Origin of the sequence: Paracidovorax wautersii (assembly GCF_031453675.1) — a bacterium.
Lineage (GTDB): Bacteria > Pseudomonadota > Gammaproteobacteria > Burkholderiales > Burkholderiaceae_C > Paracidovorax.
Window position 1 is genome coordinate 2,110,449 of sequence record NZ_JAVIZX010000001.1, and the last position, 22,957, is coordinate 2,133,405.

Annotated in this window: 17 protein-coding genes and 1 other RNA gene; 8 read left to right on the top strand and 10 right to left on the bottom strand. The window is 71.1% G+C overall.

Going from position 1 to position 22,957, the window contains the following annotated elements; translation table 11 throughout:
- Window positions 1–136 precede the first annotated feature (136 nt).
- Window positions 137–1,057 carry a cysteine synthase A gene (cysK, locus tag QE399_RS09585; RefSeq protein WP_309828277.1) on the bottom strand — a complete coding sequence of 307 codons (921 nt, stop codon included), beginning with the start codon at window positions 1,055–1,057 and terminating at the stop codon, window positions 137–139.
- Between the two features lie 453 nt (window positions 1,058–1,510).
- Here cysK and QE399_RS09590 point away from each other — a divergent pair, with 453 nt between their 5' ends.
- Both QE399_RS09590 and rnpB read left to right on the top strand, forming a co-directional pair.
- A complete protein-coding gene (locus QE399_RS09590; RefSeq protein WP_309828278.1) occupies window positions 1,511–2,326 on the top strand; it encodes a hypothetical protein in 816 nt (271 codons plus the stop codon).
- Between the two features lie 20 nt (window positions 2,327–2,346).
- Window positions 2,347–2,684: RNase P RNA component class A (gene rnpB, locus QE399_RS09595), an RNA gene on the top strand.
- A 140-nt stretch (window positions 2,685–2,824) separates the two neighbouring features.
- Here rnpB and QE399_RS09600 read toward each other — a convergent pair.
- The 8 genes from QE399_RS09600 to QE399_RS09635 all read right to left on the bottom strand — a co-directional run bounded on the left by QE399_RS09600 (window position 2,825) and on the right by QE399_RS09635 (window position 12,958).
- Entirely contained in the window at window positions 2,825–5,116 is a 2,292-nt protein-coding gene (locus QE399_RS09600) for a TonB-dependent siderophore receptor (protein WP_309828280.1), read from the bottom strand.
- A 284-nt stretch (window positions 5,117–5,400) separates the two neighbouring features.
- Complete coding sequence (locus QE399_RS09605; protein ID WP_309828281.1) at window positions 5,401–6,708, bottom strand: sigma-70 family RNA polymerase sigma factor; 1,308 nt, start codon at window positions 6,706–6,708, stop codon at window positions 5,401–5,403.
- A gap of 117 nt (window positions 6,709–6,825) precedes the next feature.
- Complete coding sequence (locus QE399_RS09610; RefSeq protein ID WP_309828283.1) at window positions 6,826–8,031, bottom strand: M48 family metallopeptidase; 1,206 nt, start codon at window positions 8,029–8,031, stop codon at window positions 6,826–6,828.
- Between the two features lie 10 nt (window positions 8,032–8,041).
- Window positions 8,042–9,295: a YjgN family protein gene (locus tag QE399_RS09615; protein ID WP_309828284.1), complete on the bottom strand. Its 1,254-nt coding sequence runs from the start codon at window positions 9,293–9,295 to the stop codon at window positions 8,042–8,044.
- A gap of 79 nt (window positions 9,296–9,374) precedes the next feature.
- Window positions 9,375–10,355 (bottom strand): tyrosine-type recombinase/integrase, encoded by a 981-nt coding sequence (locus QE399_RS09620; protein WP_309828286.1) that lies wholly within the window; start codon window positions 10,353–10,355, stop codon window positions 9,375–9,377.
- A gap of 93 nt (window positions 10,356–10,448) precedes the next feature.
- On the bottom strand, window positions 10,449–11,165 hold the full coding sequence (locus QE399_RS09625) for a DUF484 family protein (protein ID WP_309828289.1): 717 nt from the start codon (window positions 11,163–11,165) through the stop codon (window positions 10,449–10,451).
- Window positions 11,162–12,040, bottom strand: a complete 879-nt coding sequence (dapF, locus tag QE399_RS09630; protein ID WP_309828290.1) for a diaminopimelate epimerase — start codon at window positions 12,038–12,040, stop codon at window positions 11,162–11,164. Before dapF ends, QE399_RS09625 begins: the two co-directional genes overlap by 4 nt.
- Window positions 12,041–12,061: 21 nt before the next feature.
- On the bottom strand, window positions 12,062–12,958 hold the full coding sequence (locus tag QE399_RS09635; protein WP_309828291.1) for a LysR substrate-binding domain-containing protein: 897 nt from the start codon (window positions 12,956–12,958) through the stop codon (window positions 12,062–12,064).
- 118 nt (window positions 12,959–13,076) lie between these two features.
- Between QE399_RS09635 and QE399_RS09640 the strand changes: the two genes are divergently transcribed.
- The 5 genes from QE399_RS09640 to QE399_RS09660 all read left to right on the top strand — a co-directional run bounded on the left by QE399_RS09640 (window position 13,077) and on the right by QE399_RS09660 (window position 20,040).
- On the top strand, window positions 13,077–14,279 hold the full coding sequence (locus QE399_RS09640; protein WP_309828292.1) for an MFS transporter: 1,203 nt from the start codon (window positions 13,077–13,079) through the stop codon (window positions 14,277–14,279).
- Between the two features lie 83 nt (window positions 14,280–14,362).
- The gene (gene dkgB / locus QE399_RS09645; RefSeq protein WP_309828294.1) at window positions 14,363–15,220 is read left to right on the top strand and encodes a 2,5-didehydrogluconate reductase DkgB; all 858 of its coding nucleotides are present in this window, start codon (window positions 14,363–14,365) and stop codon (window positions 15,218–15,220) included.
- Between the two features lie 172 nt (window positions 15,221–15,392).
- Complete coding sequence (locus QE399_RS09650; protein WP_309828295.1) at window positions 15,393–17,093, top strand: MBL fold metallo-hydrolase; 1,701 nt, start codon at window positions 15,393–15,395, stop codon at window positions 17,091–17,093.
- A complete protein-coding gene (locus tag QE399_RS09655) occupies window positions 17,086–17,886 on the top strand; it encodes an rRNA pseudouridine synthase (RefSeq protein WP_309828296.1) in 801 nt (266 codons plus the stop codon). Before QE399_RS09650 ends, QE399_RS09655 begins: the two co-directional genes overlap by 8 nt.
- A 963-nt stretch (window positions 17,887–18,849) precedes the next feature.
- Window positions 18,850–20,040: a class I SAM-dependent rRNA methyltransferase gene (locus QE399_RS09660; RefSeq protein WP_309828298.1), complete on the top strand. Its 1,191-nt coding sequence runs from the start codon at window positions 18,850–18,852 to the stop codon at window positions 20,038–20,040.
- A gap of 116 nt (window positions 20,041–20,156) precedes the next feature.
- Here QE399_RS09660 and QE399_RS09665 read toward each other — a convergent pair whose 3' ends face one another.
- Window positions 20,157–21,521, bottom strand: coding sequence for a sensor domain-containing diguanylate cyclase (locus tag QE399_RS09665; protein ID WP_309828300.1), 1,365 nt, complete (start codon window positions 21,519–21,521; stop codon window positions 20,157–20,159).
- Window positions 21,522–21,725: 204 nt separating this feature from the next.
- On the opposite strand from QE399_RS09665, the gene QE399_RS09670 reads away from it, so the two are divergent.
- Complete coding sequence (locus tag QE399_RS09670) at window positions 21,726–22,805, top strand: CobW family GTP-binding protein (RefSeq protein ID WP_309828301.1); 1,080 nt, start codon at window positions 21,726–21,728, stop codon at window positions 22,803–22,805.
- Window positions 22,806–22,957 lie beyond the last annotated feature (152 nt).

A 22,957-nucleotide genomic window follows, 5' to 3' on the forward strand; every position in this document is an offset into this window, starting at 1 on the left:
CCGCCGCTGCTCCGGTGCACGCCCGTGGCCGCTGGAGCCCGTCCCGATGCCCCGGCCGATAAAAAGCAAAAAGGCCCGCGAGGGCCTTTTGCTGGGGAGAGGGGCGCCGTGCGGCGCAGCCGGTGGTGCGCGTCGCTCAGGCGTTGGGCAGGAAGCCGTCCACCGACAGGTAGCGCTCGCCCGTGTCGTAGTTGAAGCCCAGCACCTTGGCGCCGGCCGGCAGCTCGGGCAGCTTCTGGGCGATGGCCGCCAGCGTGGCGCCGGACGAGATGCCGACCAGCAGGCCTTCTTCGCGCGCCGAGCGGCGGGCGTATTCGCGGGCGGGTTCGGCGTCGACCTGGATCACGCCGTCCAGCACGCTGGTGTCCAGGTTCTTCGGGATGAAGCCCGCGCCGATGCCCTGGATGGGGTGGGGCGCCGGCTGGCCGCCGGAGATCACGGGCGAGGCCACGGGCTCGACCGCAAACACCTTGAGTTGCGGAAACTTCGCCTTCAGCACGCGGGCCACGCCCGTCAGGTGGCCGCCGGTGCCCACGCCGGTGATCAGCACGTCGATGCCTTCGGGGAAGTCCGCCAGGATTTCCTGCGCGGTGGTGCGCACGTGGACATCGATGTTGGCGGGGTTCTCGAACTGCTGCGGGATCCACGCGCCCGGCGTGCTCGCGGCCAGCTCCTGCGCGCGGGCGATGGCGCCCTTCATGCCCTTTTCCTTGGGCGTCAGGTCGAACGTGGCGCCGTAGGCCAGCATCAGCCGGCGGCGTTCCAGCGACATGCTCTCGGGCATCACCAGCACCAGCTTGTAGCCCTTGACGGCCGCCACCAGCGCCAGGCCGATGCCGGTGTTGCCGGAGGTCGGCTCGATGATGGTGCCGCCGGGCTTCAGCGCGCCGGACTTCTCTGCGTCCTCGACCATCGCCAGCGCGATGCGGTCCTTGATCGATCCGCCGGGGTTGCTGCGCTCCGACTTCACCCACACGTTGGCGCCCGCGCCGAACAGGCGATTGATGCGCACATGGGGCGTGTTGCCGATGGTCTGCAGGATGTTCTGAACGGGCATGGCGACTCCAGTGAAAAGGGGTGGCTGATGGATGGGAAAGGCCCATTGTGGCCCACCGTAGCTGCCGTTTGCGCATATCGATATGCCGTACCGGAGGCCGTGCCAGCCGCCACCGCGCCTCTGCATCCCGGGGCCCACGGGCCTATCCGCTTTCGCGGGCGCAGGCTGTTTCCAGTTGTTCCGGGTGCGCTGCTGTGGGATGGCGGCGACGGGCCACGGGGCCAGACGGCGGATGTGCAATCTGTCACAGATCGCAGTGCCAGCGCTTTCCATAATCCGCCCGCCCGCCGGGTCTTTGGCCGCCGGGGAATGCCGTCGCCCTGGGGCGAATCCGCGTTCTCCGGCCGCGAGCGGCGGGCGGTGATGCAGTCAGTTCCGGCCGGCGGGTTCGCACGGCCTCTCGGCGGCCCAGACCGCCTTTTCTTTTCTGTGGAGGGAGTGGAGATGATGGTGGTGAATTCCAAAGTGTGGGCCTCGGCCGCTGCGATGGCGCTGGCGGCAACCCTGGCCGGGTGCGGCGGCGGTGGTGGTGGCGGAGACGGCGGCAATGCCGGCGGCGCCCAGCCCGCGCCAGTGACCCCGCCCCAGGCCGCGCTGCCGCCCGGCGGCTTGTACGTGGGCTTCTATGCAGAGGATGCTGCCGCCAACCCCGAAGACCCCACGCTGGGCGCCTTCCAGATGCGTTTGCCAGAGGGCAATGCGGACTACGCCGGCAGCATGTTCTTCACCTATGTGGGCTGCCAGAGCAGCAACGTGGGCACCACCGCGGGTACCAAGGCCGACACGGCCATCCGCGGCAGCATCGCCGGCATGGTGGACGGCCTGGCGCTGCGCGGCAGCTACAGCGGCAGCTACGACGCCGCGGTGCAGCGCTACACCGGCACGTATGCGCTCGAAGGCGGCAAGCAGTACCGCGACCTGCGTCCGTGCATCGAGTACTACATCGCGCCCAACGGCACCTTCGAGATGTACCCGGTGGGTGTCGCGCAGCCGGCCAGCTTCCAGGTCCAGGTCAGCGGCCGCAACCTGCAGTGGGGCAGCCTGGGCGGCGCCAGCCAGACGCTGGCGTATGTGCTCGATCCGTCCGCGACGGCCTCCAACGCCAACCCCGTGCTGTGGCAAGGCCTGGTCTTCGGCACGCAGACGCAGGTGACCCTGCCGGACAGCGTGACGCTGACCCGCGGCCGGGAGTACGTGGCCGCGGTGGCCGTGGGGTCTGCCACCCTGCAGCGGCTGGGCTTTGGCAGCGTGCGCTTCGTGGCGCCCTGATCGGCGATAATCACGCCCGTGAAGCGCGCCAGACCGCCGCTGGTGCAATCTGGGAAACCAGGCACTGGAGGAACGTCCGGACTGCACAGGACAGCGTAGCAGCTAACGGCTGCCCACCGTGAGGTGAGGATCAGAGCAACAGAGACGAGTCCCGGGGGAGTGCCGCAAGGTAGACCACCGGGGGTGAAACGGGCAATCTCTACGCGCAGCAATACCAAGTAGGCCAACGTTGATGTGGTTCCGCAGAGTTGGCGGGTAGGTAGCATCGAGCCGGGTGGGCGACCCCCGGCCCAGAGTAATGGCGGTCACGCCCGGGCAACCGGGCGCACAGAATCCGGCTTATCGGCGCGCTTCACACTTATCTCCCCAGGCCGGTGCGCGGCATGCGCACCGGCCTTTTTCCTGGCGCGGCGCTTGGCGCAGGTTCGACGCCCTTCCGGGGGGCGCGCAGGGCACTCGCCCGAATGCCATCCCCGGCAAGGACCTGGAGCGGGCGCTTTACCAGCGGTAGCTGGCCGCTGCGGTGACGCGGCGGGGCTCGCCGTAGTAGCAGACGTCGATGCAGTTGGTCACGTGCACGCGGTCGGCCAGGTTCGACAGGTTGAGCGTGAAGCGCCACGGCCCCGTCTCATAACCCACCATGGCGTCGAGCAGCGTGTACGACGGCACCCGCACCCCTTCGATGTAGGTCGCCGTGGAACTGCCCACGAAGCGCACGCCCGCGCCGGCCTTCCAGCCCGGCAGGCCCAGCGCGCCGAAGGCGTAGTCCGTCCACAGGGACAGCTGCTGGCGCGGCACGGCACCGGTGCGCTTGCCCACCTCGGCCGGGTCGTTGCTGCGCGTGGTGCGGGCGTCGGTGTAGGCGTAGGCCGCCAGCAGGCCCAGGCTGCGGGTGGCCTGCAGCTTGGCTTCCAGCTCCAGACCGCGCGAGCGCACCTCGCCGGTCTGCACCGTGAAGGCGTTGTCCACCGGGTCGGTGGTGGTCACGTTCTGCCGCGTGAGCTGGTACACGGCGGCGGTCAGCAGCAGGTCGCGGCCCTCGGGCTGGTAGCGCACGCCGGCTTCGTACTGCGTGCCGGTGGTCGGCTGGAACCGCGTGCCGCTGCGGTCGGTGCCCGACTGGGGCTGGAAGGACTCGCTCCAGCTCACGAACGGCGCCAGGCCGTTGGGCGCCAGGTACACCAGGCCGGCGCGGCCGGAGAAGGCATGGGAGCGCTCCCGCGTCCAGTTCTCCGCCTCGAAGTAGGGCGATTCGCGGTCTCGCGACCAGTCGTTGCGGCCGCCCAGCAGCAGCACCCAGCGGTCGGCGATGCGCGACTGGTTCTGCACGTACAGGCCCGTCAGGTCGTGCCGCTCGCGGCGCGAGGCGCGGTAGGGGCGCTGCACCTCGGGCGTGAGATCGGGCCGGCCGTACACCGGGTCGTACGCATCGAGCGGCGCGGCCATGCGCAGCCAGCGGGCCGAGCGGTGCTTCTGGCGCGTGTGGTCGGTGCCTACCAGCAAGGTGTTCTGCGTGCTGCCCAGGTCCCAGCGGTACTCCAGCGACAGGTCCATGGCGATGGCGGACGAGGCGTCCTCCCGCCGCGATTCGGCGAACCGCGGAAGGGTGCGCAGCGCCGCGTCCGAGAAGTCGCCGGTGAGCGGCCAGGTGGCCGGCATGGTGGACTCCGCATCGAAGACGTTCAGGTGGTTGCGCAGCCGCAGCCGGTCCGAGAAGGCATGCTCGAACTGGTAGCCGACCGAGCGCAGGGTGCTCTCGCTGCGGTCGCGGCCCGGCTCGCCCAGGTAGCGGTTCTCCGGAATGCGGCCGTTGGGGTTGGGCAGCACGGTGCCCCGCGCGGGGAAGCCGAACACGTACTTGGTGCGGCTCTTCTGGTAGTACGACAGCAGCGTGAGCGAGGTGTCCGCGGAGGGTTGCCACTTCAGCGCGGGAGCGATGTAGGTGCGGTCGTCGGGCACGAAGTCCACGAAGGTGTTGCTGTCGCGGGCCAGGGCGGTCAGGCGGTAGGTCCACACGCCGTCGTCCGTCAGCGCGCCGCCCAGGTCGGCCGAGAGCTGCTTGCGGTCGTAGCTGCCGGTCTCCACGTTCACCTCGCGCACCAGGTCGGCGGTCGGGCGTTTGGAGACCATGTGGATCACGCCGCCCGGGCCGGCGCTGCCGTAGAGCACCGAGGCCGCGCCCTTGAGCACTTCCACGCGTTCCAGTCCGTAGGGCTCGGCCTTGCCGTTGAAGGCGTTCACCATCGACTTGAGCCCGTCGCGGTAGATGCTGCCCTCGATGGCGTCGGAGTAGAAGCCGCGGATGAAGAGCCGGTCGGCGGTGCGGTCGTTGCCTTCGGTGCGGAACACCCCGGCGGTGTAGGCCAGGGCATCCGTCAGGTTCTGCGCCTTGGTGGCCTGCATCTCCTCGGCGGTCACGACCGAGATGGACTGCGGCGTTTCCACCAGGGCCGTGGCGGTCTTGGTTCCAGCGGCGCTGCGCCGGGCGACGTAGTTGCCGGCGGGCCCGGTGGTGGTTCCGGCATCGGCGCCGGCGCGGCCCGTCACGCGCACTTCCGACAGGGTGGCCGAGGACGCGGCGGGTGCACGCTCCACCACCAGCGTCTGCGCGCGGATCTGGCCGGACAGCCCGGTACCCCGCAGCAGTTGCGCGATGGCGGCCGCAGGCGCCATCCGGCCCTGCACCGCGGGCGCCTGCACGCCCTGCACCAGCGCGGGCGGCGCCAGCAGCTGCAGTCCGGCCTGGCGGGCCAGCTGGTTCAGAGCCTGGTCCAGGGGCTGGGCGGGCACGGAGAACGCCACCTCTCCGGCCGGCTGTGCGGCAGAGGCGGGCGCTGCGGTGGGTTACGCCCCGGCCGGCGGCAGGGCCGTGGCCAGAAGTGCAAGGCCGGCCAGGGCGGTGACGCGGTGGGAGCGGGGCGGGAAGCGGCGGGAAAGCATGGAGATCTCCGGGGTGCGCGAGGGCATGAACAGGCCCGGGGCGGCAACGGTGCACTCTCCCGGGTTCCATGGACTCAAACGAACGGCGCGCGCAATTCCCTCATGCGGCTTCGGGCACCGGGCACGGCCGCGGCTCAGCGCCGGGCGATGACGATCGCGCCGCCGCCTGCCTCGCGCACCGCGACGGGCAGGCTGCCCGGCAGCAGGCGCAGCCACTGGCGCGCGTCGGCGATGCGCACCCGCGCCAGCACCGGCAGGTCGGCCGCGTCCGGCTCCACCGACAGGGGCAGGGCGCTGTAGCGGCCCAGGCGCTGCACCGCTTCGCCCAGCGGCGTGTGGTGGAACTCGAGCCAGCCATCGCGCCAGGGCGCGACCGTGCCGGTGCGGGCGCTGCGCTGCGCAGGCGCTTGCGGCGGCAGAAGCACCTGCTCGCCGGCCTGCAGTTCCAGGGGGGCGCCGTGCGGGTCTTCCACCCGCACCCGGCCTTCTTCCACGGAGACGCGCACGCCATGGGGCTCCAGCGCCACCTCGAAGCGCGTGCCCACCACGGTCACGCGCACGCCCTGGGCCTGCACTTCGAACGGTCGCTGCGCGTCCGGTGCGACGGCAAAGAACGCCGATCCCGACAGCAGCTGCACGCCCCGGCGCAGGGCGGTGTAGCGCACCTGGACTTCGCTGCGCGCGTCCAGCGCCAGCGTGCTGCCGTCGGGCAAGGGCTGCACCAGCGTGCATCCGGTGGCCGTGGCCAGGGTCGCCGCGTACTGGGGCATCCACTGGCGCCACGCCTGCCACAGGGCCGCGCTCCCCACACCCATGCCCGCCGCGCCGAGCAGGGCCGACAGCGCGCGCCGGCGGCCCTTGCGGGCGGGCGCGTCCGCTTCGCCGCGCCAGCGGTGCAGCGAGGCCTCGACGCTGTCCAGCGCCCGCATGACCTCGCGCTCGACCGTCTTGACCGAGACGCCGTGGCGGCTGGCCAGCTCGGCATGCGGCAGGCCGTCGATGCGGTCGGCCAGGAAGATGTCACGGCAGCGGGCTGGCAGCTGCGCCAGCGTGCGCTCCACTTCCGTCAAGGCCTGGCGGTAGAGGTGGGTGTCCGCCACGTCGGGCGTGGCGTGGTGGGCGGGGGCGGCCTCGGGCAGCGCGTCGGCGTCGAACCGCTCGTGGGCGCGGCGGTTGCGCCGCAGGTGGTCGATGGTCAGGTTCTCCGCCACCGTGTAGAGGTAGCTGCGCTGCTGCCGCGCGGCCTGCTGGGGGTCGGCCGCGGGCTCGAACGCCGCAGCGCCCTGCACGCCCTGCACGCCCCGCTCGGCCAGCCGCAGCCACGCGTCATGCACCAGGTCCTGGGCGGCCTGCGGTCCGGTGCGCCGCGCCACGAAGCGGACGAGGTCGTGGTAGCTCTCGGCAAACGCCACCAGCAGCGGCGAAGGGGACGGTGCGGACATGCAGAAGGGCCCGGTGGACGCAGAAGGCCTGCATTCTAAAGAATGATTCTTATTTGCAGGAGTGTGGTCTGCCGGCCGCCACCCGCCGAGGGACTGGCCGGCAGACCCGGTGCGTCGTCAGCGCGCGCAGTGCGGGGCGTGGCCGTCGCGCAGTTCGCGGGCCCGCTGGACGGTGTCCGGATGGCTGCTGAGTAGCGTCCATCCTTCCTGCGCCGGCTGGGGATGCGGCGACGGCGGGGCCTGGCTGGCGGGCGTGGAGGCTCCGGCGGCCGGCGTTGGCGCGGGCGTTTCGGCGTCGTGCGCAATGGCCAGCAGCAGGTCGGCCATGGGGGCGGTCGGCAGGCGCGCCTGGCCCATCAGGGCGATGGCGAAGCAGTCCGCCTCGCGCTCCTTGCTGCGGCTGTAGGCCAGGCCCGTGAGCAGCGCGCTGCCGGTGGACAGCAGGCCGGAGACGTCGCCCAGCGCCAGCCCCAGCCCGATGTTGAGCACACCCTGCTCCACCAGCATGCGGGTGGTGTGGCGGTGCACCACGTGGCCGATCTCGTGCGCCAGCACGCCGACGATGGCATCGTCGCCCAGCTGCCGCTCGCGCGCCTCCCGCACCAGATCGTCCGTCACCACGATGGCTCCGCCGGGCAGCGCGAAGGCATTGGGTCCCATGCCCGAGCGGAACGACAGCGTGTAGCGCGGCGCGTAGCCCCGGTAGCGCCGCAGCCCGGGGGGCGTCTGCGCCACCAGGGCGTCGAAGCGCTGGCGCAGCGCGGCCTGGCGTTCCGGCGCGAGCTGGCTGGGCTTGAGCATGCGCCCTTCGTCCATGCGCCGCAGCGTGTCGGTGGTAAGGGCCGTCTCCCAGGCCAGCGGGACGAAGCGCGTGAGCTGCGTGGCCGCCCACGGCGTGCCATACCGGTAGAACAGCGTGAGGCCGATGGCCGCGACCACCAGCACGGCGATGAATGCGGGCCAGCGCGTCTGCATGCGCTGGGCCAGGGTCGGGCGCTGGCCGGCCCGCTGCAAGGCCGCATGCCAGCCGGCGGCGTCCTCGATCTCCAGGCTGCCCGCGTCCTGCAGGTCCACCACCAGACGTTCCTGCAGGCGCTGGGCGTGCCAGGCTTCGGGCCAGCCCACTTGGCGGTGGCCGAACACCACCGGCGCCGCGCCCTGGTGCAGCGGGTGCAGCACCAGGGCCGGCCCCGCCGTGCCGGGCTGGAAGCCGATGAGCACGGGCCGCCCCTGGCTGTTCAGCCCGTCATACCAGCGGGCCCGCACCAGCGCGGCTGGTGGCGCTGCGTTCGCGGTGGGTGGGATGGTGCGGGCGCCGGCCATGGATGCGGTATCAGCCGATCAGGTCCAGCCCGGCCGCATCGGCCAGGGCGTCGCCGATGCCGTCCTTCTGCTGGCGCACCAGCTGGCCGGCCACCTGGTCCACGCCGCCCTTGACGTGCAGGGTGACCGATTCGAGCTTCATGCGGTACTCGCTCACCATCGCGAACGGACGGAAGAAACCCAGCGTGAGCAGCGTGAAGAGCATGTTGCGCAGCCGCAGGAACACGTAGCGGCGCGCGCGCAGATCGCATTTGAAGCGGGCGATCTGGCTCACGCCGATGTTGTTCCACATCAGCTGGAACATGCGCGCCTCGCGGTAGGCCCGCGCCGGGGCCGACGCCAGCATCAGCGCGAACAGCATGACCGCGAAGGCAGCGACGATGGCGATGAACAGCCACAGGCCGAAGGCCGCCTTGGACACGATCGCTGCCGCCATCGCGATGGCCCCGCCGGCGGCCAGGCTGACCAGCAGCGAGATCGCCACGGCGCAGAGGATGAACACCAGCACGGTGGCCAGCCAGATCTTGACGAAGTCCAGGTACACGGGCTTCCAGCGGCCGGGCTCGGCGCCCACCCGCGCGCGCAGCACCAGCAGGCTGCGGTAGTTGTATTCGAGGCGGATGATGCACAGCACCGTCAGCACCACGCCCAGCAGCACCAGCGCGCCCATCGGGCGGGTGATGCGGGGCAGCTTGCGGCCGGCGCTGGCCGCCTCGGCCGTCACTTCCGGTGCCAGGGCCTGCAGGCCGAAGAACACCCCCAGCCACACCAGCGCCAGTGCGAACACCGGCCAGCTGGCGCGGTACACCTCGCCCCAGCCTGCGGTGAACTGCAGCCGCAGGCCGCGCCAGCGCGTGTTGCCCAGGCGAAAACGCATGGCGCTGGCCCAGATGAAGGGCGACAGCAGCGCGCCGCCGAGCAGGAACAGGCCCACGGTCGTGTCCTGCCCCGTCTTGGCGGCGATGTTGTAGGCGGCCGTCAGGGCCACCAGCACCAGGAAGCCCATGACCATGCGGCGCTGCTGCGCGGTGAATTCGAGGGGGCTGTCCGCCACCAGGGAGTGCCCGTAGAAGTACTGGGCGGTTCGCCGCCGCGCCCACGGGGTGTAGAAGCCCAGCGTGACGATGGTCAGCAGCAGGTTGACGATCCACACGCGGAAGTACTCTCCGCCGCTGCCGGTGAACTGCAGCGCATGGGCCTCGATGCCGGGCACGGCAAGGAACGGATGCGGCCGGGAACGGCCGTCCGTCGTGGTGTTGTTCATGGCTCTCCCTCCTGAATCGCGGGCAGTGTATAGCAGGGAGATGGCGGCAGCGCAGGGCTTGCGGCGCCAGCGGCGCGGCTCAGCCGGGCTTGCGCCGCGCGCGCGGGTGGGCCGCGTCGTACACCTGTGCCAGGTGCTGGAAGTCCAGGCGCGTGTAGACCTGGGTGGTGGTGATGTTGGCGTGGCCCAGCAGCTCCTGCACCGCGCGCAGGTCGCCGCTGGACTGCAGCAGGTGGCTGGCGAACGAATGGCGCAGCATGTGCGGGTGCACGGGCGTGGTCAGGCCGGCCTGTTGGCTGCGTTGGCGCAGCCGCAGCCAGACGGACTGCGCCGTCAGCCGCGCTCCGCGCTGGCCCACGAACAGCGCCGCGTCCAGCCGGGCCGATGCCGCGCCGCCGAAGGGCTGCGGCCGCTGCGCCAGCCAGGCCTGCAGCGCCGCCAGCGCGGCCGCGCCTACCGGCACGCTGCGGCGCTTGGAGCCCTTGCCGAAGACATGCGCCTCGCCGGCCTGCAGGTCGATCCAGCCGCGGCCCTGGCGCTGGGTGTCGGGGCCCGGCACGGCGTCCAAACCAACCAGCTCGCCCACGCGCAGGCCGCAGCCGTAGAGCAGTTCGACGATGGCGGCGTCGCGCGCCTCCAGCCACGGGTCGCCGCCGGCGTGCGCGTGTTCCGCCAGGCGCACGGCGTCGTCCACCGGCAGCGCCTTCGGTAACGGCTTGGGCGCCTTGGGCGCGCGCACGTCCTGCACCGGGTTGTGGGCCACCAGGCCCTGGCGCGCTGCCCAGGTGAAGAAGCCGCGCCAGCCGGAGAGGATCAGCGCAATGCCGCGCCCGCTGCGCCCGCTGCTGTGCATCTGCGCGACAAAGCGGCGGATGTGCGCGCTGGTGATCTGCAGCAGCGGCACCGGCACGCCGGCCGCGCACTGCACGAGCTTGTGCAGGTCGAGCGCGTACAGGGTCAGCGTGCGGTCGGCCAGGCGCTTCTCGACGCGTGCGTACTCCAGGTAGCGCTGCGCCTCGGGCGGCAGCGCGGTGACTTCGGCGGGCGCGGAGTGCTGCATACCGTCAGCGAGCGGCCCGCCGTGCACTCGTTGGGCGGGGCCGCTTCATGGGCGCGGCCCCACGCCAGGCGCGCAGCGCCACAGGGGGATGGTTCACCTCAGCCTCGACAGGGCCGAGCTGGCCAGCTCCGCCATGCGAGCGAGGAAGTCCGTGCCCATGGTGGCGTCGAAGCGGTGCGGATCGGGCGAGCCCAGCACCAGCAGGCCGAAGGCCGGGCCGTCGCCGTCGATGGCGCCTTCCCGCAGCGGCAGCAGAGCCAGCGACTGCACGTTGGCCGCATCGGGCAGCCACGCGGTGGCCTCGAAGCCGAGGTTGGGCCCGCAGAAGGGCATGGTGAGCGAGGCGGTGAAGGTGCGGGCGTCCTCGCTCGCGCCTTCGGTGAAGGCAGCGCCCTGGTGGGCGGGGGCCACGTCCCACACGCGCAGCGCGGCCTGCGGCACGTCGAACAGCGTGCGGATGCCGTCGGTGACGGCGGCCGGCAGGGCCTGCGGGTCCTTGGCGGCAGCCAGCTCGCGGCTCCACTGGTGGATCTTCGCGGCCGTGGCGGCGTTCTCGCTGCCGTGGCGCACGATCTCCATCACGCGCTGCTCCAGGCCCTTGATCTTCTCGCGCAGCATCTCGGCCTGGCGCTCCTGCAGGCTCACCGCGCGGTGGCCGTGGGGGCTGGTGATGGTGACACCGGCCAGCACTTCGGCGTGGCGCTCGAAGAAGCCGGGGGTGTTGGCCAGGAACTCGGCGATGTCGTCCTCGGTGATGGGCGGCACGGAGGAGGACGGGTGGGACGTGTGGTTGGAGGAAGGAGGGGTCATGGTGTGTCGGGAAGGTCGATCTGGCCGTCGAAGACGGCGGTGGCGGGGCCGGTCATGAAGACGGCGTCGTCGGCGCCGCCGGCCCAGGCGATGGTGAGCACGCCGCCGCGGGTCTGCACGTCCACGCGGGCGTCCAGCAGCCCCAGGCGGATGCCGGAGACCACGGCGGCGCAGGCGCCGGTGCCGCAGGCCAGGGTCTCGCCCGCGCCGCGTTCGTACACGCGCAGGCGCACATGGCTGCGGTCCACGACCTGCAGGTAGCCGGCGTTGACGCGCTGCGGAAAGCGGGCGTGCCCCTCGATCAGCGGGCCGGTCTGGGCCACGGGGGCGGTGTCCACGTCGTCCACGAGCTGCACGGCGTGCGGGTTGCCCATGGAGGCGACTGCTATCAATACGGTAGCTGGTTGCGCTGGTGTATCAAGCGCCAGCGGCCATTTTTGCCCGGAACCCTGGGCGATGGGCGTGAGGCCGGTGGCGTCGAAGGGCACGCGCGCCGGCTCCAGCACCGGGCGGCCCATGTCGACGGTGACGCGGCCATCGGGCGTGAGCTGCGGCGCGATCACGCCGGACAGCGTCTGCACGCGGATGGTGTCCTTGTCCGTCAGGCCCTTGTCGCGCACATAGCGTGCGAAGCAGCGCGCGCCGTTGCCGCACTGCTCCACTTCGCCGCCGTCGGCGTTGTGGATCACGTATTCGAAGTCGACGCCTTCCGCCGGCGCGGGTCGCACGGTGAGGATCTGGTCGGCGCCCACGCCGAAGTGGCGGTCGGCCAGAAAGCGGTAGTGCGCGGGCGTCAGGCCCAGGCGGCCCCGGGTCTCGTCGAGCACGACGAAGTCGTTGCCCGCGCCCTGCATCTTGGTGAAGCGGATCTGCATGGGGGGATTATCGTCACTGGCTCAGTCCGCAGGTCCGGCCCTGTGCTCCACCAGAAAGTCCAGGAAGCAGGCGATGCGCGCCGACAACTGCGTGTTGCGGTAGTACACGGCGCTGATGGGCTGGCGCACATCGGCCGTGTCCTTGGCCAGCAGCTGCACCAGATCGCCGCGCTCCCGGTCGGTGGCGGTCATGAAGTCCGACAGGCACACGATGCCCGCGCCGGCCAGCGCCAGCTGGCGCAGCGTCTCGCCGCTGGACGCGGTGATGTGCGGGGTGACGGGCCATGCGTCGCCGTGCGCGCCGCGCAGCGGCCAGCGGTTGAGCGATTCGGGCTGGGTGAAGCCCAGCAGCGTATGGCCGGCCAGGTCCTCGACCTTGCGCACCCGGCCGTGCGCGGCCAGGTAGTCCGGGCTGGCCAGCACGCGGATGCGGCTGGCGCCCAGCGGCCGGGCGTGCAGGGTGGAGTCGCGCAGCGCGCCGATGCGGATCGCCACGTCGGTGCGGCGCTCCAGCAGGTCGATGTTCAGCTCGTCGGTGTCCAGTTCCAGCGTGATCTGCGGGTAGGCCCGGCGGAAGGCCGGCACCAGCGGCGCCACCGCATGCAGCATGAAGGGCGTGGCCGCGTTCACGCGCAACCGGCCGGCCGGCTGCAGGCGGCGGGTGGCCATGTGCTCCTCGGCCTCGTCCAGTGCGGCCAGGATGGCGCGGGCGCGGACCAGGAAGGCCTGGCCCTCCTCGGTGAGCCCGATGCGCCGCGTGGTGCGGCGCAGCAGCGTGGTGTCCAGCTTCTTCTCCAGCCGCGCCAGCGCGCGGCTGATGCCGGAGACGGTCTGCCCCAGGCGCTCGGCGGCGGCGGTGATGGAGCCGCCGTCCACCACGGCGGCGAAGGCCTGCAGTTCTTCCAATGTGGTCTTCATGGGGATGGCTGAGAGCTGGGTGATTGTTGATTGCTGCGCAAATATATTCTGCAGAAAACCCTGTTTTTCTGCAAAGGTGATCGGCGGACACTGCGCTCCATTCCCAAGGAGTGTTTCCATGCCCATTGCTTTGTTCGCGCTGACGCTCAGCGCATTCGCCATCGGCACGACCGAGTTCGTGATCGTCGGCCTGCTGCCCACCGTGGCGGCGGACCTGGCCATCAGCCTGCCCTCGGCCGGCCTGCTGGTCAGCCTGTATGCGCTCGGCGTCGCCGTGGGCGCACCGGTGCTGACCGCGCTGACCGGCAGGCTGCCCCGCAAGGCCCTGTTGCTGGCGCTGATGGCGCTGTTCACCGCCGGCAACCTGCTGGCCTGGCAGGCGCCCAGCTACGGCGCGCTGGTGGCGGCGCGCATCCTGACCGGGCTGGCGCACGGCGTGTTCTTCTCGATCGGCTCGACCATCGCCACCGGCCTGGTGCCGCGCGAGAAGGCCGCGAGCGCCATCGCCATCATGTTCACCGGGCTCACCGTGGCGCTGGTCACCGGCGTGCCGCTGGGCACCTTCATCGGCCAGCACTTCGGCTGGCGCGAGACCTTCCTGGCCGTGTCGGCGCTGGGCGTGGTGGCCTTCATCGGCAGCGCGTTGTTCGTGCCGCGCCGCATCGCCCACACCCCGCCGGCATCGCTGGTGCAACAGGCCAAGGTGCTGGCCGAGCCGCGGCTGCTGCTGGTGTACGCCAAGACGGCCATCGGCTACGGCGGCACCTTCATTCCGTTCACCTTCCTGGCGCCCATCCTCACGGACATCGCCGGCTTCAGCGCCGGGGCGGTGGGCTGGGTGATGCTGGTCTACGGCGTCTCGGTGGCCGTGGGCAACCTCTGGGGCGGCCGGCTGGCCGACCGCCTGGGCGCCATCCCCGCGCTGCGCATCATCTTCGCGCTGCTGGCCGCCGTGTTGCTGCTGCTGCAGTTCACCGCGCCGCACCCGGCGCTGGCGGTGGCCACCGTGCTGCTGTGGGGTGCCGTGGCCTTCGGCAACGTGCCGGGGCTGCAGGTGTACGTGGTCCAGCAGGCCGAGCGCTACGCGCCGCAGGCCGTGGACGTGGCCTCGGGCCTGAACATCGCCGCGTTCAACCTGGGCATCGCCGGGGCCGCCTGGGCGGGCGGGCTGATCGTCACGCACCTGGGGCTGATGCACACGCCCTGGATCGGTGCCGCCGTGGTGCTGGTGGCCCTGGCGCTCACGCACTACAGCGGCGTGCTGGATGCCCGCGGCGGCGAGCCTGCCCGCCGCCGCGGCCCGGTACCGACCGGCCACTGACCGGCGGCCCCGGGAATGCCCGGCGGCCGGTCCCCTCTTTTCACCTTTTTCTTCTTTCTTTCTTCCGTCCCAGGAGACTTCCCATGTCCATCATTGATGCATTCGCCGCTTCCGTGGCCGCCCCCGCCGCCGTCACCACCGTGGTGCCGTCCTTCGGCCTGGGCACGTTCCGCCTGAAGGAGCAGGTCGCCGTCGATGCCGTGCGCAACGCGCTGGAGCTGGGCTACCGCCACGTCGACACCGCGCAGATCTATGGCAACGAGGCCGAGGTCGGCCAGGGCCTGGCGGAGAGCGGCGTGCCGCGCCGCGAAGTGTTCCTCACCACCAAGGTCTGGACCGAGCACCTGGCCGGCGACCGCCTCATCCCCAGCCTGAAGGACAGCCTGTCGCGCCTGCGCACCGACCAGGTGGACCTGACGCTGGTCCACTGGCCCTCGCCCGGCGGCGCCGTGCCGGTGGCCGAGACCCTGGCGGCCCTGGCCGAGGCGCAGGCGCAGGGCCTCACGCGGGCGATCGGCGTGTCCAACTTCAACATCGCGCTGCTGCGCGAGGCCATCGCCGCCGTGGGCGCGCAGGCCATCGCCACCCACCAGATCGAACTGCACCCCTACCTGCAGAACCGCGCGGTGGTGGAATTTGCCCGCAGCCAGGGCATCCACACCACGTCGTACATGACGCTGGGCTACGGCCAGGCGCTGCAGGACCCGGAGGTGCAGGCCATCGCCCAGGCGTGCGGCGCCACGCCCGCGCAGGTGGTGCTGGCCTGGGCCATGCAGTCGGGCTACGCGGTGATTCCCTCGTCCACGCAGCGGGCCCACCTGCAGAGCAACCTGCTCGCCCGGCAGCTGCGCCTGAGCGACACGCAGATGCAGCGCATCGCCGCGCTGGACCGGGGCGGCCGCCTGGTGGACCCGGAAGGCCTGGCGCCGGCCTGGGACTGAGCGCCGCGCGGCCCCGCTGCCCGGCGGGGCCGGGTGCGGGCTGCGAGCTGCCAGCCGTCGCCTGCGAAGGGGGATCGGGTCAAAACGGGCCGCAGCGCCCGTCCCTGCTGCGCAGGCAGCTATCGTTTTCGATAGTGACAGCCGGCCCCCGGCCGGCTGCCGATAATCGGGCATGCCCCGCGCCACCCAACAACTGCATGTCCCCCGCACTCCGGCCACACCGCTGGAGGCAGCCACCGTTCTGCTGCTGCGCGACGCGCCCCTGCCGGGCGGCGGCACGGCGCTGGAGGTGCTCATGACGCGGCGCTCGCCGCATGCCAGCTTTGCGCCGGGCGCGTATGTCTTCCCGGGCGGCGGCATCGAGGCGCTGGACGCGCAGAGCCACGCCCAGGCTGACCGCCGGCCCGCGCAGAGCGACCTGTGCGTGACGCAGTCCATCGCCGCCATCCGCGAGAGCTTCGAGGAGCTGGGCGTGCTGCTGGCGCGCCGGCCCGACGGCCGCTTTGCGGGCGCCGCCGACATCGCCGCGCTGGACCGCCAGGCGCCCTTCGTGGCGCAGTGCGCCGCGCGCGGCCTGCGCCTGGCGGCCGATGCCGTCTTCCTGCTGGCGCACTGGACGGCCGACCGCGACCTGCCGCGCCGCTTCGCCGTGCCGTTTCTGGTCGCCCGCATGCCGGAGGATCAGGAGCCCGTGGCCGATGAGTCCGAACAATTCGAACCCGTGTGGGTGCGCCCGGCCGATGCGCTGGAGCGCCACGCCGCCGGCCAGTTCTTCATGATCTACCCGACCATCCGCACGCTGGAGCGGCTGGCGAAGTTCGCTGGCGTGGATGCGGTGCTGGCTGCCGTGGCCGGCGAGCAGCCGCTGTGGGTCAGCAGCCCGCGGGCCGGCCTGAAAGGCGGCAAGGAGTCGCGCCACATGGAGGACGAGCCCGAGTTCGGCGAGCTGGCCCTGGTCTGCCCCGATGGCCAGATCGTGCACGCGCTGGACTGGCAGACCGAGATGGCCGTGCCGCTGCTGAAGAACGTGCAGCGCCTGACGGCGCCCAACCCCGGCGTGATGACCGGCCCCGGAACCAACAGCTACCTGGTGGGCGACCCGGCCACGGGCTACATCGCCATCGACCCCGGCCCGCAGGACGCCGAGCACCTGCAGCGCCTGTGGCGGGCCGCGGGCGGCGACATCCGCATGATCGTCTGCACGCACTCGCACGCCGACCATTCCCCCGGCGCCGCGCCGCTGCAGGCCCTGGTGGCCGCAACCGGGCGCGCTGCCCCGCCCATCCTCGGGCTGCCCTCGGCCCCCACGGCGCGGGCGGCCAGCCACTTCGTCCCCGATCGCGTGCTATCGAATGGCGAGCTGCTGGCGCTTTCCGGATATGGGCTGGAAGGCGAAATCACCCATACCCTGGAAGTGGTGCATACGCCCGGCCACGCGGCCAACCATGTCTGCCTGCTGCTGCGCGAGGACGGCCTGCTGTTCAGCGGCGACCACATCCTGAACGGCAGCACCACGGTCATCGACCCGCCGGATGGCAACATGGCCGACTACCTGGACTCGCTCGACCGCCTGGATGCGCTGTGCGCCCGCCACGGCGTGGACTTCATCCTGCCCGCGCACGGCCACGTGCTGGGCGGCCCGCTGCAGAACGCCCGCGCCTCCATCGCCCGCCTCAAGGCCCACCGCCTGGCGCGCGAGGCCAAGGTGCTGGCGGCCATGCAGGCCCTGCCGGACGGCAGCCTGCAGGACTGGGTGCAGCGCGCCTACGACGACGTGCCGCCGCGCCTGTGGCCCGTGGCCCAGCGCTCCCTGCTGGCGCACGTCGAGCGCATCCGACAATTGAATCTCTCCCTGGAACCCGGACATGCCTGATCTCGTCAACCCACCCGAACACATCCGCCTCGCCAAGCGCGTGGCCGAGCAGCTGCGCTGCTCGCGCACCACCGCCGAGCAATACATCGAGGGCGGCTGGGTCCGCGTGGACGGCCGCGTCGTGGAGGCGCCCGGCGCCCGCGTGACGGCCCTGCAGACAGTGGCGCTCGACCCCGACGCCAACCTGATGGAGCTCACGCCCGTCACCCTGCTGCTGCACAAGCCGGTCGGCTACGAGGCGGGCCTGGGCGCATCCGACGCGGCCGGCGCCCATCACCACCACAGCCACGGCAGCCGCAGCCAGGGCGCGCCCTCGGCCGCCACGCTGCTGACGGCGGCCTCGCACGCGGCCGAAGACGCCAGCGGCACGCGCGTGCTGCAGCGGCACTTCCGGCAACTGGAGTGCTTCACGCCCCTGCCCACGCCGGCCAGCGGCCTGGTGGTCTACACGCAGGACCGGCGCATCGCCCGCAAGCTGGCCGAAGACATCGAATCGATGGAGCAGGAATGCATCGTCGAGGTGGCCGGCCAGATCGCCGAGGGAGGCCTCCAGAAGCTCTGCCACGGCCTGAGCTTCAACGGCCGGCCGCTGCCGCCCATCAAGGTGAGCTGGCAGAACGAGACGCGGCTGCGGTTCGCGCTGAAGGGCATCCGGCCGGGGCAGATTCCGGCGATGTGCGAGGCGGTGGGGCTGCTGGTGATGGCGATCCGGCGGATCCGGCTGGGGCGGGTGCCGCTGGCGAAGGTGCCGGAGGGGCAGTGGCGGTATTTGCAGCCTTGGGAAAAGTTTTGAGGGTTTTTGGGCTCTGGAGCTTATGGGGTAAGCGCTGGTAGCTATCACTTTTGAATGGGCGGCTCTTTAGGGCCGCTTTTTCTTTTGGCGGGGGAGGTGGCTTGGCTTTCCGGGGCCGGGGTGTGCGCCCGGCGGGCGCACTCACTTTCTTTTGCTTCGCCAAAAGAAAGTAAGCAAAGAAAAGGCGACCCTGCTGTCTGCGTCCCCGCTCGCCTGCGGCGAACGGGGCAACCTGCGGTGCTCGGTCACGGGGCGGCGCCGTGGAACTCGCTGCGCGCTGGCGCGCTCCGCTCGGACAGCCACGGCGAGCCAGATCACGAAGCGGGCGTGTCCTGCGGCACACCCGCCCGCCCCGCGCCCTGTGCTCCTCGGCGCATACAGAAGGGAGTGGGGACGACACGGGTCTTTGCTTCGCTCGACCCGGCCTTCGCGGCGCTTCGCGCCTGCGCACGCGCAGAGCACACGCACTTCGCCCCACAAGGGCCGAGCGCAGCGATGGCCCAAGCGGGGCGTTCGGGTTCCCTTCTGCCCGTGCCGAGAAGCGGAGCGCGGGCAGGGCGCATGCGCGTCGGAGCGCGCATGCCTCGTGAACTGACTCGCCGTGGCTGTCCGAACGGAGCTGCTCTGCAGCGCAGTGAGTTCCACGGCGGCCCTGCCTGCGCGAGCATCGCAGGCTGCCCCGTAGCGCAGCGCAGGGGACACGGGCAGCAGGGTCGCCCTTTCTTTGCTTACTTTCTTTCGGCGAAGCGAAAGAAAGTGAGTGCGCCGCCGGGCGCACACCCCGGCCCCGGGAAGCAAAGGCCCTGCATCCCCCAAAAAGCAGCTCGAAGCCAACCTCCGGCCCATCGTAAGAAAGTCCTCGTCCACCAGACTGAGATCCGGCGCGGAAACATCCCAATGTCCCGCCATCGCACCGCCCCCGAGCGCAAGAGCGCGCCGCACGACCAACGACAATACGCCCCCATGAAAACCCTCCGCCTGCGCCCCGGCAAGGAACGCTCCCTCCTGCGCCGCCATCCCTGGATCTTCGAATCCGCCATCGCCAAGGGCGGCGGCGACAGCGGCGAGACTGTGCGCGTCGAATCGGCCGAGGGCCGGTTCCTCGCCTGGGCCGCGTTCAGCCCGAATTCGCGCATCCGTGCGCGGGCCTGGAGCTTCGACGAGGCGCAGCGCATCGATGCTTCTTTTTTCATAGCTGCTTGCGCAAACGCAGTCAGCGCCAGAGCCCGATTTGCCATTGACAGCGATGGCGTGCGCCTGGTGCATGGCGAGTCCGACGGCCTGCCGGGTTTGATCGTGGACCGCTACGGCGACACGTTGGTCGCCCAGTTCACCAGCGCCGGCACCGAGCGCTGGAAGAACGTGATCGCCGACGCGCTGCTGCAGGCCACGGGCCTCACGCACCTGTACGAGCGCTCGGACGCCAACGTGCGCCAGCTCGAAGGGCTGGAGCCCGCCACCGGCTGGCTGCGTGGGGGCGGCGAGGGCGTGCCGGTGGAGCTGACCATCCGCGAACACGGCTGGAAGCTCACGCTCAGCATTGCCGACGGCCACAAGACCGGCTTCTACCTGGACCAGCGCGACAGCCGCCAACGCTTTGCCGAGACGGTGCGCCGCCTGCAATCGCAGCGCGTGCTCAACTGCTTCTGCTACACGGGCGGCTTCTCGGTGGCCGCGCTGGCGGGCGGGGCAGGGCATGTGACGTCCATCGACTCGTCCGGCCCGGCGCTGGAGCGGGCGCGGGCCCACGTGGCGCTGAACGGCTTCGACGCGGCGCGGGCCGATTTCCTGGATGCCGACGTGAACGCTTCCCTGCGCCAGTTCCTGAAGGAGGGCCGCACCTTCGACGCCATCGTGCTGGACCCGCCCAAGTTCGCGCCCACCGCAGCGCACGCGGAGCGTGCCGCACGGGCCTACAAGGACATCAACCGCCTGGCCCTGCAGCTGCTGGAGCCGGGCGGCGTGCTGTTCACCTTCTCGTGCTCGGGCGGCATCAGCGCCGACCTGTTCCACAAGATCGTCGCCGGCGCCGGTGCCGACGCGCATGTGGACGGCTACATCCTGGAGCGCCTGTCCGGCGCGCCGGACCACCCCATGACGCTGCAGTTCCCGGAGGGCGAATACCTCAAGGGCCTGGTGGTGATGCGCAAGTAGCGCGCGCCGGGCCGCCACCGGGCCGCCACCGGGGCGGAAGGGCGCTCCGCAGAGCAACGCAGTGCGGGCCAGCCGGCACCCGGTGCGGCTGCGTGCGGGCTGCTGCTCCGCTGCCTTCAGGCGTCTGCGCCAAACACTTCCACGCGCCCGCGGCCGTTGCGCTTGGCGCGGTAGCAGGCCACGTCGGCGTCGTGCAGCACCACGTCCGGGCTGTCGCTGTGGCCCGAGAAGATGCGCACGCCCGCGCTGGCGCCCACGTGGAAGGCCATGCCTGCGGCCGTGAAGGGCTGCCGGGCGATCGCCTCGATGAGCTTGCCGCCCACCGCGCGCGCCTGCGCCGCGTCGCAACCCTGCAGCACCACCACGAATTCGTCGCCGCCGATGCGCACCAGCGTGTCGCCCTGGCGCACGGTGTGGCGCAGGACGCCGGCCACCTGGCACAGCACCTCGTCGCCGGCCTGGTGTCCGGCGGCATCGTTGACGGCCTTGAACCCGTCCAGGTCGATGTACAGCAGCCCGTGCGGGCCGGCCTCGTCCGACAGCGACTGCACCATGCCGTGCAGCCCGCGCCGGTTCTGCAGGCCGGTGAGGGCGTCGTGCCGGCTTTCCTCGCGCAGCTGGTCGGTCAGCGCGCGCAGTTCGTCGTGGCGCCGCCGGTCGGTACTGATGTCGGTGTGGAACGCGCAGGTCTGGCCATCGGCCAGGCGGTTCATCGACACCCGCACCCAGCGGCCGCCGGGCAGCGGCACATCGAACGGCACCCCGGCAAACAGCAGGCTGTCGTTCAGTGCGGCGGCCAGGTCTTCGGCGCGGGCGCCGTGCTCCTGCGGGGTGCCGTCTTCTGCCCAGCGCTGGCGCACCAGCTCAGGATAGGTGCGGCCCAGGGCGCAGGCCTTGCTGGCCAGCCCATACAGCGACAGGAAATGCGCATTGGCGAAGAGGATGCGCCCGTCGCCGCCGTGCACCGAGGTGCCGTCGCCGGCGTGTTCCAGCACCTGCAGGACCTCTCCGAAGCGGGTGGCCGGCAGCGCCTGCGCCGCGTCGACGGCAGCAGCAGTCGCAGCGGCGGTGGCGGTGGCGACGGCTCCTGGCAGCGGCGCTGCCGCCGGGACCTGCTCCGCGGCGCCCGACAGATCCACCCACACGCGCACCCGGTGACCGTCCTCCGCCGAAGGGGCGGCGGCCACGCGCAGCCAGCGGCCGAGGTGCTGGAAGACATAGGGCCGCCCCTGCGAGGCATGCCGGGCCACGCCATCGGCCACGTAGCGCTCCAGGTACTGCTGGTCCTGCGGGGCGAGGCGCCGGCGGTAGAAGCGCCGCAGGTTGTCCGCGTACGGTTCGCCAACGTGGACCTGCCCCTCATGCTCGGGAAAGAATTCCAGGAAGCACTGGTTCCACAGCACCGTGCGGTGCTGCCGGTCGAAAACGCACAGGGCGATGCCCAGGGAATCGAGGAGCGCGGCGGTCAGGCGGTAATCCATGGCCAGAACGGGTCAATTGACTTCTAGGTATTGATAGCCACTGTATAGCAGCCTCTGCCCATTTCTGCAGTGCCGTCAGGCGCTTGACAGCCCCGCTACACTGGCAGACAGCCCTGCCGGCGGCCCGCGCGCCGGCCGTGCAGACGCAGGCGCGGCGCGCCTGGGCACGCTGCGGCACCCGCTGTTTCATTCAAGGTTTTCCCCATGTCCCTCATCCCCGTCACCATCCTCACCGGCTTCCTGGGCTCCGGCAAGACGACCCTGCTCAAGCGCCTGCTGTCCGAAGCGCACGGCCAGAAGATCGCCGTGATCGAAAACGAGTTCGGCGAAGAGAACATCGACAACGACATCCTGGTCACCGAGTCCAAGGAGCAGATCGTGCAGATGAGCAACGGCTGCATCTGCTGCACCATCCGCGAAGACCTGCGCGAGACGCTGCAGCTGCTGGCCGCCAAGCGCCGCAAGGGCCTGCTGGACTTCGAGCGCATCGTGATCGAGACCACCGGCGTGGCCGATCCCGGCCCGGTGGCGCAGACCTTCTTCATGGACGAGGAGATCGCCGAGACCTATCTCATCGACTCCATCATCACGCTGGTGGATGCCAAGCACGCGGCCCAGCAGCTCAACGACCGCCAGGAGGCACGCCGCCAGGTCGGCTTCGCCGACCAGATCTTCCTGTCCAAAACCGACCTCGTCTCCAAGGAAGAGGCCGACGCGCTGATCCACCGCCTCAAGCACATGAACCCGCGCGCCCCGATCAAGGCCGTGCACTTCGGCGAAGTGCCCCTGGCCGAGGTGCTGGACCTGCGCGGCTTCAACCTGAACGCCAAGCTGGACATCGACCCCGACTTCCTGAAGGAAGACGAGCACGACCACGATCACAGCCATGGGCACGACCACCACGACCATGACCACGAGCACGGCGAGCACTGCAACCACCCCTCGCACGCGCACGACCAGGGGCACGGCCACCACCATCACCACGACGACGATGTGAAGAGCTTCGTCTACCGCGCCCAGCGGCCGTTCGATCCCGCCAAGCTGGAGGACTTCCTGGGCGCCATCGTCAACATCTACGGCCCACGCATGCTGCGCTACAAGGGCGTGCTCTATATGAAGGGGACGGAGCGCAAGGTGATCTTCCAGGGCGTGCACCAGCTCATGGGCAGCGACCTGGGACCGCAGTGGGGCGAGGGCGAAGAGCGCACGAGCAAGATGGTGTTCATCGGCATCGACCTGCCGAAGGACATCTTCCTACAGGGATTGGAGCAGTGTCTGGCATAAGCGGGCTGCGGTTTCGGACACCATAGCGCCCTGCCGTGGCAGGCCCGGAGCCTCTGGCGGGGCGTGTTTTGTCAGATATCCGCAACGAGTTCGCCACCCGGAGCGCAGGTCGATACAATCGCGCCCCGGTAAAACCCCGGAAGGCTTGCCAT